The sequence below is a fragment of the Vibrio makurazakiensis genome, assembly GCF_050337375.1.
GTDB lineage: Bacteria > Pseudomonadota > Gammaproteobacteria > Enterobacterales > Vibrionaceae > Vibrio > Vibrio makurazakiensis.
Genome location: NZ_JAKJSW010000022.1, coordinates 1 through 12,129, shown reverse-complemented (window position 1 = coordinate 12,129; position 12,129 = coordinate 1). Strand labels below are relative to the sequence as shown.

The window sequence follows — 12,129 nt, the reverse complement described above, 5'->3', positions numbered from 1 at the left end:
GATCGCTCACAATTTAAAGGCTTAGCATTGTGCTAAGCCTTTTTTATTTGACACTTATTCAGTCCTATTGAGTTAAGATACATTTAACTTAATATCGACGAATCCTCTTATGCGCGCAGTCATTTCATTTATCTTTATTGGGCTTCTTACCTTGTCCAATCCCGCTCTAGCCTTATTTGGTAAGAGTGATCAGACTCTGAACCTAGGTAACAGTAACAACACTTTTGTTCCTGTAGACCAGGCTTTCCCATTTAACCATTTTCAGCAAGGCAATAAAGTCTTACTCGATTGGCAGGTAAAAGAGGATTACTACCTTTACCAAAGTCGCTTCTCTTTTAGTGCTGAAAATGCAATCGTCGGTGAGCTTAATTTCGAAGATGGACAACCATATCAAGATGAGTTTTTCGGTAAGGTAAATATTTATACTCAACCATTATTCGTTGAAGTCCCACTTTCCGATTATCAGACTGGCGCCAAGCTTATCGTGCAGTATCAAGGTTGTGCCAAAGCAGGGTTCTGCTACCCACCAGAAACACGCGTGATCGATCTACAACCATTTACAACGGGTGATACTGCGAAGACTCTTCCAAGTAAGAGCCAACCACCAGCTAAAAATGACGTTTCTCAGTTAACAAGCGCCCCAACACCCATTACCCAAGAAAATACATTAGCTGATAACCTTGGTGACAATTGGTGGACACCTTTCTTATTCCTAGCACTTGGTATTGGACTTGCTTTTACGCCTTGTGTGTTACCGATGTACCCCATCCTTACTGGTATTGTTTTGGGTGGCGGAAAGCTAAACCAACGTCGTGCATTAGGGCTTTCGTTTATCTACGTGCAAGGTATGGCGCTTACCTACACCTTATTGGGTTTAGTCGTCGCATCAGCAGGAATGCAATTCCAAGCAGCTATGCAACACCCTTACGTATTAGTAGGCTTAAGTGTGTTGTTTGTCGCGCTTGCGATGTCAATGTTTGGTGTTTACAGCCTGCAACTTCCTAGCAGCGTACAAACCTGGCTGAATAACCTATCTAACAAGCAAAAAGGCGGCAATAGCCTCGGCGTATTTGCAATGGGGGCAATTTCAGGCTTAGTTTGTTCACCATGTACGACAGCTCCTTTGTCTGGAGCGTTATTGTATGTCGCGCAAAGTGGCGATTTACTCACTGGTGGTATTGCTCTGTATGCTTTGGCGATGGGAATGGGGATTCCGCTGATTTTAGTTGCTGTGTTCGGTAACAAGTTACTACCTAAAGCTGGTAACTGGATGGACAAAGTAAAAATTGTCTTCGGCTTCATTTTACTGGCAGCACCAATATTCCTACTTGAACGTATCCTTCCAGAATTGTGGTCAACGGTACTTTGGTCAGCACTAGGGTTCGTCGCTTTTGGATGGCTTTACCACAGTAAAAATGCCCTACCATTTGGTGGGTGGAAACAAAGCGCAGTAGGTATCATAGCGATGCTTGGCCTTTTTGCTTCCGCACAACCGGCATTAAATTACTGGTTCGCTGGTCAAGCTCAAGAAAGCGTTCAACCCCAAGTGCAGTTCACTCGAGTAAACAACACCCAAGAGTTAGAAGAACAATTAGCACTGGCTAAAAAGCTTGGAAAGCCGGTCATGCTCGACTTCTATGCTGACTGGTGTGTAGCTTGTAAAGAGTTTGAGAAATACACCTTTCATCAGGCTGATGTAGAAAACAAACTCCGTGCATTCGTATTGCTACAAGCTGATGTCACGCGCAATCAGCCACAAGACATTGAATTATTGTCTCAGCTAGAAGTTCTAGGGTTACCAACCATAGAGTTCTGGGATGAAAATGGTGAGCATGTGCCAAGCGCACGAGTAACAGGCTTTATGAATGCGGAGAAGTTCTTAAGCCATATCAATGCTCATCAACTATCAGCAGCTGAATAGCATAATCCGATCGTATAACCTAGCCGCACGACATTGTGCGGCTTTTTTATGACATCAATGAAAGCCTTATAGCAGCAGGGAGTCAAAAGTCGATTGAGTTCAGACTTTTAGTGCTTAGATATTGTCCACGTGCGCAATCAGGACAATAATGAATCCAATTAAATCACTAAGAAGTGTTTACCGTCATGGATTCGACCTACACCATCATCATCGCCGATGATCATCCCCTTTTTCGCAACGCACTGTTTCAATCCGTGCACATGGCAATTAGTGGCGCAAACTTATTAGAAGCCGATTCACTCAGTGCGCTTCTCGAACTATTAAAGAAAGAAGACGAACCCGATTTATTACTGCTCGATCTAAAAATGCCGGGCGCAAATGGCATGTCAGGCCTGATCCAATTACGTGCAGAATACCCTGATTTACCTATTGTTGTGATTTCAGCTAGTGAAGACGCCAGCGTGGTAACACAAGTGAAAAGCCACGGTGCTTTTGGCTTTATTCCTAAGTCGAGTGACATGCGTGAACTCATCAGCGCTCTTAATCAGGTACTCGATGGCGACCCGTTCTTCCCAGAAGGTTTAATCACAAACAATGCAGCTTGTACCGATCTGGCAGAAAAAATATCAACCCTGACACCGCAACAATACAAGGTGCTAGGGATGCTTTCAGACGGCCTTCTCAACAAACAAATTGCCTACGAACTGAATGTATCTGAAGCCACAATTAAAGCTCATATGACGGCGATATTCCGTAAGTTGGATGTGAAAAACCGTACTCAAGCAGTTATCTTGCTACAACAAATGGAACCTGAAAGTTAACTGTTCACTAAGCTAATTGCTTAATAAACGAATAATTTACTTAATTAATGGCTCACTAAAGCCAGTCTTCACACAATGATGACTTAAAAGGAATAGTGAACGCTATAATAAAGAGGCTGCCGATTGGTGGCCTTTTATCCCTCTGTAACCAAACTCTGGGAGGCTGTACCCTTGCTTAGTATCATCATCACCCAATTCGTTGTCTTATGGGCCGTAATCGACCCTATCGGTTCTGTACCTGTTTACCTATCGCAAACTCAACACCTTACTCCGAAACAAAGACGCCTAGTTGCTTTAAAAGCTGTTGCCATATCTACGGGTGTACTGCTGTTTTTCCTCGTTGCAGGTCAACTACTGTTAGAAGCAATGCAAATTCCATTGCCTGCATTCCAAGCTGCAGGTGGACTCGTTCTCCTTCTATTCGCACTAACCATGATTTTTGGTGAGAGCAAACCAGAGCAAGAACAAAAACTAACAGAAGATGTCGACCACTCTCAGCTCGCCGATCTTGCTGTCTACCCACTGGCGATCCCGTCGATAGCTTCTCCTGGCGCGATGATGGCAATTGTTATGCTTACCGATAACCACCGTTACTCATTAATAGATCAAAGCATTACAGCTGGAGTCATGGTCGGAGTGCTACTTATTACACTCCTTTTATTATTAGGGGCAACGACGATTCAAAAAGTCATCGGTAATGTAGGAGCCGCCATTATTAGTCGAGTCATGGGCCTGATCCTAGCCGCTGTAGCCGTCAACAATTTACTCATGGGTATCAAAGACTTTTACCTCTAATCCCCTTATTCTCAATCGAGTGACTCTCATCGAGTGACTCGATTTAAGCCCTCTTTCCCCCAACCCTATTACGTCCATTCACCTTTATTTTCACTCAAAACAACATCCGCAAAATATTTTTCGCCAATAGTCGTATAAAAATCCCCTCTTTTCGTTAGACTTTTGGCTAATTTAACAACAAATTAACATCACACTTTACATTCATATTTTATATAACACCCCATAAAATGGGCATTCTCCGTTTTTTCTGCCCCGACTAAAGTTGCACAGATCCCTTGACTTATCCTTGCTACATTTCAAATCGTAACATTACGTTAACAATAATTTTCTAAAGAAATGGTTTCTACGGAAATGAAATAAAGGAGAAGGGCCATGGCGTTCGAATCAACAGAACATGCTCAAGCCTATTGGAAGGAAAACTTGGGAATAATGGGGACACTACTTGCGATTTGGTTTGTCGTGTCTTACGGAGCTGGCATCTTGTTTGTCGATGCGCTCAATACCATTCAATTTGGTGGCTTTAAGCTAGGATTTTGGTTCGCACAGCAAGGTTCGATTTACACCTTCGTCGCCCTAATCTTTGTTTACGTGTCTCGCATGAACAAGCTAGACAAAAAATACAACGTACAGGAAGACTAGAGGTTTAGAAAATGGATATTCAAACTTGGACGTTTATTCTCGTCGGTATTACTTTTGCAGTATATATCGGCATCGCAATCTGGGCTCGCGCAGGGTCTACAAGTGAATTCTACGTAGCTGGCGGTGGTGTACACCCAGTTGCAAACGGCATGGCGACAGCCGCTGACTGGATGTCGGCAGCATCATTCATCTCAATGGCAGGTATCATCTCATTCGTTGGTTACGATGGTGCGGTTTACCTTATGGGTTGGACAGGTGGTTATGTACTACTTGCGCTATGTTTAGCACCTTACCTACGTAAGTTCGGTCAGTTTACGGTTCCTGATTTCATCGGTGAACGTTACTACTCGAAAACGGCACGTATGGTAGCGGTATTCTGTGCAATTTTCGTATCATTCACGTACGTTGCAGGCCAGATGCGTGGTGTAGGCGTAGTATTCTCTCGTTTCCTAGAAGTCGACATTAATCTAGGTATCATCATTGGTATGGGTATTGTGTTCTTCTACGCAGTACTTGGTGGCATGAAAGGCATCACTTATACGCAGGTAGCTCAATTCTGTGTCCTCATTTTCGCCTTCCTTGTTCCAGCAATCTTCACGTCAATCATGATGACAGGTAACCCGCTTCCACAAGTTGGTATGGGTTCTACTATCTCAGGTACTGATGTTTACTTACTTGATAAACTGGATGGACTCACAGAAGAACTCGGATTTACCGCCTATACCGAAGGTAACAAGAGCATGGTGGATGTATTCTTCATCTGTGCGGCTCTAATGGTTGGTACTGCGGGTCTTCCACACGTAATCATTCGTTTCTTCACAGTACCTCGTGTACGTGATGCTCGTATCTCAGCAGGTTGGGCACTACTGTTCATCTCATTGCTATACACAACAGCACCAGGCGTTGCCGCATTTGCTCGTGTAAACATGATAGAGACGATTAACGGCCCTGACATGCAAGGTGTTCCAGCAGCGGAAGCACCAAGCTGGTACAAAAACTGGGAAAGCACTGGTCTAGTTGGCTGGGAAGATAAGAATGGCGATGGCAAGATGTTCTACTCGGGCGATGAACGCAACGAGATGAAGATTAACCGTGACATCATCGTACTGGCTTCTCCAGAACTGGCTAAACTACCAAACTGGGTTGTAGCACTACTTGCAGCCGGTGGCCTAGCAGCAGCTCTATCAACAGCCGCGGGTCTACTACTGGTTATCTCAACGTCGATTTCACATGACTTGTTGAAGAAAGGCTTCAGACCAAACATGACCGACAAGCAGGAGCTGTTAGCCGCTCGTTTGGCAGCCATGGTCGCAATTGTAGGTGCAGGTTACTTAGGTATTAACCCACCAGGCTTTGTAGCACAGGTAGTAGCGTTTGCCTTCGGCTTAGCCGCAGCATCCTTCTTCCCAGCGATTATCCTAGGTATCTTCTACAAGAAGATGAACAAGGAAGGTGCGATTGCAGGTATGTTGACAGGTATTGCCTTCACAGCAAGTTACATCATTTACTTCAAGTTCATTAACCCAGCGGCAAGCACACCTGAAAACTGGTGGTTTGGTATCAGCCCAGAAGGCATCGGTACGCTAGGTATGTGTCTAAACTTCATAGTTTCAATCGCTGTGAACAAAGTAACTGCTGAAGTTCCTCAAGACGTACAAGATATGGTTGAGAACATTCGTTACCCTAAAGGTGCAGGTGAAGCTCACGACCACTAGTCAGTGTCGAGTAAACTAAACCTTACTGCTCAAAATTCAGTTTTGATTGTAGGGATGAAAACTGAAATATAACTTTAAAGCCGATACCGAGTGTGTCGGCTTTTTCTTTTTAAAAAAGAGGTTGTTTTAAAACACCCAAACGATAATAATTATCATTACATTATCGAGAGGTTTTTATGGAAGAACAGCAAATTCTCTACTCAATGTTTTACAAAGCACAAGACCGCTTTACTCAAACTTATACCCCACCAGGCTTTGAACCAGATATCGTTCAAGAATATATTCACTGTGGGCTTACGCTTGCTTCGTATTACGAAAAGCACGCCAAGAATGAAAACCTTCTGCTTTGTGAGCTATTTTTAAGGCAGCTCTTCTTCCATCTTATTGATGCTATCGAATCTCCACAGCGCTCGCTTGCCTTCAGGCAAGTCTGTTTAGACGCAACCTACTCTCCATTATTCAGCTTAAAACGCCACTATTGCCAACAAATTGAAGGTAACCCGCGATTTATCTCCCTACAAAAAACATTACAACAAGTCCAAGCACCACTTGGCTAAAAAGGATAGAACATGACCCAAGAATTCAGAATAGAGAAAGATAGTATGGGAGAGGTAAAGGTTCCTAAAAATGCCCTTTACCAAGCTCAAACGCAACGTGCTGTCGATAACTTTGCGTTTAGCTCTCACACTATGCCTAGTCGTTTCATTCAAGCTCTCGCGTACGTGAAACAAGCGGCAGCAGCAACCAATGCTCAATTGGGGCACTTAGAAGGTGATATTGCCAGCGCGATCATAGATGCGAGCCAAGAAATCATTGATGGACAGCATTTAGAGCACTTCCCTATCGATGTATACCAAACAGGCTCAGGGACGAGTTCGAATATGAATGCCAACGAGGTCATTGCAACCTTGGCGACGTTACAACTTGGCGGGAACGTTAACCCTAACGACCACGTGAATATGGGACAAAGTAGTAACGATGTGGTTCCTACCGCTATTCAGGTAAGCGTAGCATTAGCGATTGAGCACAACCTACTGCCCGCGCTAGCGCATTTGTCCGCTTCTTTAGGTACTAAGCAAAAAGAGCTTTCGGAGGTTGTGAAAACTGGTCGAACCCACCTAATGGATGCAATGCCCGTCACTTTTGCTCAAGAGCTAGGTGGTTGGCAATATCAAATTGAACACGCCAAACAAGGAATTGAAAGCAGTCTAAAATTCGTAAAAGCGTTGGCTCAAGGTGGCACTGCCGTGGGCACTGGTATTAATGCAGACCCACGATTCGCAGGCAAATTTTCAGACTCTCTTTCCCAAGCAACAAAGGTTCCGTTTACTTCAAGTGAAAACTTCTTCTTTAGCTTAAGTAGCCAAGACGCGATCGTCGCTCTTTCTGGTCAACTAAAAACCGCAGCCGTTGCGATCATGAAGATCTCAAATGATCTTCGCTGGATGAATTCAGGCCCACTTGCAGGTTTAGGTGAAATAGAGCTGCAAGCTTTACAACCTGGCTCGTCCATCATGCCCGGTAAAGTAAACCCAGTGATACCTGAAGCTGCAGCAATGGCAGCGGCGCAAGTGATTGGTAACGACACAACGATTACGGTTGCGGGTCAATCTGGTAACTTCCAACTAAACGTGATGCTTCCAGTCATTGCTCACAACGTATTAGAGAGCATTGAGCTGCTTGCAAATAGCTCAACGGCGTTAGCAGACAAAGCGATAGCGACCTTTACTGTAAGGCAAGACAACCTTGACTTAGCGCTGTCTAAAAATCCAATATTGGTAACTGCGCTCAATCCTGTGATTGGCTATTTGAAAGCAGCAGACATTGCTAAAAAAGCTTACAAGGAAGGTCGACCGATTCTTGATGTCGCGGAACAAGAAACCGATATTAGCCGTGAAGAACTAGCGCGATTACTTGACCCTAAAAAACTCACAGAAGGCGGTATTGCCGACTAGCTCTTATCCATCAATAAAAAAGACCTCAATCGAGGTCTTTTTTACTAGCTGATGCATTCAAGTTAAGCAACGCGATTTAAAACAGAACGCAATTTTAAAGGCTTCACTGGTTTAGGTATGAACCCAAAACCATTTCCCTTAATCGCTGACATCATATCGTCAGTTCTATCCGCGCTAATAATCACGCCCTCAAAAGAATCCCCCAAACGCAACCTACATTGCTGCAATACTTCCAATCCGGTTCTGCCGTTATCCAATCGATAATCTGAGAAAATAACATCCGGCACCCAACCCTCTTCCAGTGCTTTCAAGCTTTCGACTAAATCAAGGGCGGTCTTCACCTCACAACCCCAACGGCCTAGTAGCTGCTCCATACCGACTAAGATTTCACTTTCATTATCGACACACAGCACTTTCAAATGATCTAATTCACCATTAGGAGCAGAGGCATTGGCCTGCGGCAGTGTTACAACTGCAGCGGCTCGGTTAAGAGTGATGGAAAATACGCTCCCTTCCCCCGGCCATGAACGCATTGATATTTGGTGACCGAGTACATGAGCAATACCTTTCGATATTGCTAGGCCAAGCCCTAATCCCTGATCTGAACGAACCTGGCTACCCCGTGTGAACTCTTCGAAAATCTCTTGCTGCTTATCTTCATCAATCCCAGTACCGTTATCCCACACATCTAACCTTACTTGCCCTGCGACACGGCGAGCCCCCAAAATGACTTTTCCTTTTGGATTGTAGCGAAATGCATTGGTTAAGAAGTTCTGAATCACACGGCGTAATAACTTAGGGTCCGACTGCACAAACAAAGTCGAAGGGATCATTTCAAAATCGATCTCTTGCTGTTTCGCCAATGCACTGAACTCTGCGTTGAGATTAGAGAATACGTCGTTGATCGCAAATGGATGTACATTCACTTCAAGCTTTCCGGACTCTAAACGAGAAATATCTAACAAATCACCAATCAAATCTTCAGCGGCTTCTAAAGCACTCTCGATATGAGAAGACAGTTGTTTCACTTCCTGCTCTTTCGCGACTTCAGACAAGGAAGATGCAAACAAGCGCGCTGCGTTTAGTGGCTGCATTAAGTCATGACTAACAGCCGCTAAGAAGCGTGTTTTAGACTGAGATTCATGTTCTGATTTTTGGGTAGCACGCACTAGCCGATGATTAAGCTTTTCTAATTCCTGCGTACGTTCATGTACCCTAAATTCTAAGTGCTCATTGGTTTCTTTCAGTGCCTGCTCAGCTTCTCTAAATACCGTAATGTCGGTAAAGCTCATCACAAACCCGCCTCCCGGCATTGGGTTACCTTGAACTTCAATCACCCGCCCGTCAGGTCTGATCCTCGATGAGGTATGGCGGCTTCCTTGCTCTAAGTGAAACACTCGGCGACGCACATGATCTTCTGGGTCTCCTGGGCCACATAAACCTTGTTCCGCATTATGGCGAATCACATCAGCGATAGGTCTACCCACTTGGATAAGGCCTGCGGGGAATTCAAACAACTCTAAATATCGTTGGTTCCACGCCACCAGCCTCATTTGTTTATCAATAACAGCAATGCCCTGTCCAATATGTTCAATCGCACCTTGCAGTAAACCTCGGCTGAAATCGTACAATTCAGAGGCTTCATCAACTATGGTGGCCACCTCTTCAAGCTGCATGTTTTTACCTTGCAGGGCAGAAGTGAGTACTAACTTGGCTGATGATGCACCAAATACCCCCGCCAATACTCTTTCAGAGTGGCGAATCAAACCAGCAGGGGCTTGTTGATTAGGTAGCAATACTTGTTCTTGTTGCTGCCAGTAGGTTTGAAAAGCACTTTTCGCACGAGTCCTTCCCACGAAACGAGACGCCAGCATTTCTAACTCAGCGACAGTAACTCGGCTTTGATACAAACTGATATTTTCACTTTCAGGCAACGGAGTACCGACAAACGATGCCGACTGTAAGCGTTCACTCAAGCTGGCTCGAGTAAGCAAAGAAATCACGACATAACATAAAGTATTAATGCTTACACTAAGTACGATACCCCAATCAGAACTCTTAATATTCCAATCACTTAAAAAGTCGGGCGGAGTGACAATCCATAATAGAGGGTTAGTTTCACCGCTTCCTGCCAGCATGTCAGTTTGGCTCATCAATGTAATAAGCCAGATTAAGAAACCAAACATCAAGCCAACATAGACACCTTTTCGGTTACCCACTCGCCAGTACATGCCCCCAATAAGAGCCGGTGCAAATTGCGTGATAGCAGCAAAAGAAAGAAAACCAATAGCTGATAAGGAATGAATGCTATCTAGCGCTTGATAGAACCCCCACGCACCGAGCAATAACAATAGAATCAACGCGCGACGAATGATGAGCAATAGCCCAGAGAAGTGGCGATGATTTCGATTTGTTAGGCGCATTCTCCGCAGTAGTAAAGGCATCACTAAATCATTAGAAACCATGATTGCCAATGCAATCGTAGAGACAATCACCATCCCACTCGCAGCAGAAGTGCCACCTAAAAAGGCTAACAACGCAATATGGTTAGCACCCACTTCCATTGGAACACTGATTACGTAAGTGTCTGCCGGTGAAGTTGTCAGTAGCCCTTGTCCTGCCCACGCGATTGGCAAAACAAACAACCCCATCAAAATCAGATAAACAGGAAACAGCCAGCGTGCAGTATGAAGATCTTGAGGGCGTTCATTTTCCACCACCATAGTGTGAAACTGGCGCGGTAAACAAACAATCGCCAACATGGTAAGTACAGTATGGATAACGAGAGTTGGAATATTAGGGGACTCGTAGGTAGACGCCGCGACCTCAAGCAAATTAACGGTATCGTGATTCCATGCTAAATAGATAATAAAGATGCCGACACAAAGGAATGCCACCAGCTTAACAATCGATTCAAAAGCAACCGCCATCATCATGCCGCGGTGATGCTCGGTATTATCAACGTGTCTAGTACCAAACAGCATGGTAAATATGGCAAGTGCACCAACCACGAACCAAGAAACATGGTAATCCTGATACCCAAAATCAGCCGCTAAGTTAGGTGCGACGATATCGAGCCCCATGGTGATACCACGTAATTGCAGTGCGATATAAGGCAAAATACCTGCGACAGCAATTAAGGTAACAACCACAGCCAGACCTTGTGATTTACCATATCGAGCAGCAATAAAGTCAGCTATCGAGGTTATGTGTTCGCGTTTCGCAATTAGGATAAGTCGAGCGAGGATCCGCCAACCAAAGGTAAACACCAATATTGGTGCCAAATAGATAGGTAAGAAAGACCAAGGGTTGTTACTAGCTTGCCCCACGGTTCCGTAGAAAGTCCATGAAGTACAGTACACTGCAATCGACAAGCTGTAGATCCACGGACGCCAGCGAGAAAGCCAACGAGTTTGCCTGTCGCCATACCAAGCAATAAGAAACAACACCCCTAAATACGCCAGAGATACTGGTACTACGATCCAACCTTGCATTCACCATATCCTTATGAAAAAGCCTGCAATACGCAGGCTTTCATTATGCTTAGTTTCATTTAACTAAGGATGGATATTGAACACAATCAGTACAGGTTAATTCTGTGCTTTAGGCTCTAATTCCGTGACATTACTTCGCCCTTCGACCTTAACAAATAGCGCCAAAATACCCATAACGGCCATTGCCCAGAATACGTTCGAACCCCAAAGTTCATAACCCCAACCACTCAGCGTGGTCATAAGTGCAATAAATGCCCCTAAAGGAATGGCGTTATAAAGCGCTTGTAACGCCACCATTCGACTTGGTTCTTGCGATTGAATGTATTGAATTGCTGCAATATGTGCCATCGCAAACGTAACACCATGTAGCAGTTGTACGGCAACTAACGCAAAAATGGCTGTCGTTGAAGCTGTAATGCCCCAACGCATCATTACTCCAATGGAAGCCGCAACAAACAACGCACGCAACGACCATCCGGCGAATAAGCGTTTACTCAAAGCGAAGACCGCTACTTCCGCGACAACACCTAAGCTCCATAGATAACCAATGATCGCTTCTGAATGACCGGACTCTTTCCAATAAATAGCACTGAAACTGTAATAGGCCGCGTGGCTCCCTTGAATCAAGGCGGCTAACGCTAAAAACTTCACCACAGACGATTCACGTAGCAATTGAGACAACTTAGGTCTTGGTGCGACTTCTTCTGATTTTGTCACGGGCATAATATTTGGGTTGCGCATCGCTACAATTAACGAGAACAAAACCCCTGCGATTGCCGTATACAGAAT

At 44.6% G+C, this 12,129-nt stretch carries 9 protein-coding genes; 7 read left to right on the top strand and 2 right to left on the bottom strand.

Going from position 1 to position 12,129, the window contains the following annotated elements; all coding sequences use genetic code 11:
- Positions 1 to 109 precede the first annotated feature (109 nt).
- The 7 genes from L4C33_RS03195 to L4C33_RS03165 all read left to right on the top strand — a co-directional run bounded on the left by L4C33_RS03195 (position 110) and on the right by L4C33_RS03165 (position 7,846).
- Complete coding sequence (locus tag L4C33_RS03195) at positions 110 to 1,921, top strand: protein-disulfide reductase DsbD (protein WP_428811005.1); 1,812 nt, start codon at positions 110 to 112, stop codon at positions 1,919 to 1,921.
- 185 nt (positions 1,922 to 2,106) lie between these two features.
- Complete coding sequence (locus L4C33_RS03190; protein WP_428811004.1) at positions 2,107 to 2,742, top strand: response regulator transcription factor; 636 nt, start codon at positions 2,107 to 2,109, stop codon at positions 2,740 to 2,742.
- A gap of 171 nt (positions 2,743 to 2,913) precedes the next feature.
- Positions 2,914 to 3,537 (top strand): MarC family protein, encoded by a 624-nt coding sequence (locus tag L4C33_RS03185; protein ID WP_428811003.1) that lies wholly within the window; start codon positions 2,914 to 2,916, stop codon positions 3,535 to 3,537.
- A gap of 372 nt (positions 3,538 to 3,909) precedes the next feature.
- The gene (locus L4C33_RS03180; RefSeq protein WP_428811002.1) at positions 3,910 to 4,176 is read left to right on the top strand and encodes a DUF4212 domain-containing protein; all 267 of its coding nucleotides are present in this window, start codon (positions 3,910 to 3,912) and stop codon (positions 4,174 to 4,176) included.
- A gap of 11 nt (positions 4,177 to 4,187) precedes the next feature.
- Positions 4,188 to 5,891 carry a sodium:solute symporter family protein gene (locus tag L4C33_RS03175; RefSeq protein ID WP_428811001.1) on the top strand — a complete coding sequence of 568 codons (1,704 nt, stop codon included), beginning with the start codon at positions 4,188 to 4,190 and terminating at the stop codon, positions 5,889 to 5,891.
- A gap of 176 nt (positions 5,892 to 6,067) precedes the next feature.
- On the top strand, positions 6,068 to 6,448 hold the full coding sequence (locus tag L4C33_RS03170) for a hypothetical protein (RefSeq protein WP_428811000.1): 381 nt from the start codon (positions 6,068 to 6,070) through the stop codon (positions 6,446 to 6,448).
- Between the two features lie 12 nt (positions 6,449 to 6,460).
- On the top strand, positions 6,461 to 7,846 hold the full coding sequence (locus L4C33_RS03165; RefSeq protein ID WP_428810999.1) for a class II fumarate hydratase: 1,386 nt from the start codon (positions 6,461 to 6,463) through the stop codon (positions 7,844 to 7,846).
- 62 nt (positions 7,847 to 7,908) lie between these two features.
- Here the strand turns inward: L4C33_RS03165 and L4C33_RS03160 are convergent, their stop codons facing one another.
- Together L4C33_RS03160 and L4C33_RS03155 are read right to left on the bottom strand one after the other, a co-directional pair.
- The gene (locus tag L4C33_RS03160; RefSeq protein WP_428810998.1) at positions 7,909 to 11,340 is read right to left on the bottom strand and encodes a hybrid sensor histidine kinase/response regulator; all 3,432 of its coding nucleotides are present in this window, start codon (positions 11,338 to 11,340) and stop codon (positions 7,909 to 7,911) included.
- 96 nt (positions 11,341 to 11,436) lie between these two features.
- Positions 11,437 to 12,129 (bottom strand): 3-phenylpropionate MFS transporter (locus L4C33_RS03155; RefSeq protein ID WP_428810997.1); only part of this gene is annotated, 693 nt, incomplete at its 5' end.

Bases quoted from the DNA above. Each gene is read 5' to 3' on its own strand.
- L4C33_RS03195 (WP_428811005.1), top strand. From the start codon at position 110: ATGCGCGCAGTCATTTCATTTATCTTTATTGGGCTTCTTACCTTGTCC.
- L4C33_RS03190 (WP_428811004.1), top strand. From the start codon at position 2,107: ATGGATTCGACCTACACCATCATCATCGCCGATGATCATCCCCTTTTT.
- L4C33_RS03180 (WP_428811002.1), top strand. From the start codon at position 3,910: ATGGCGTTCGAATCAACAGAACATGCTCAAGCCTATTGGAAGGAAAAC.
- L4C33_RS03175 (WP_428811001.1), top strand. From the start codon at position 4,188: ATGGATATTCAAACTTGGACGTTTATTCTCGTCGGTATTACTTTTGCA.
- L4C33_RS03170 (WP_428811000.1), top strand. From the start codon at position 6,068: ATGGAAGAACAGCAAATTCTCTACTCAATGTTTTACAAAGCACAAGAC.
- L4C33_RS03165 (WP_428810999.1), top strand. From the start codon at position 6,461: ATGACCCAAGAATTCAGAATAGAGAAAGATAGTATGGGAGAGGTAAAG.
- L4C33_RS03160 (WP_428810998.1), bottom strand. From the start codon at position 11,340: ATGCAAGGTTGGATCGTAGTACCAGTATCTCTGGCGTATTTAGGGGTG.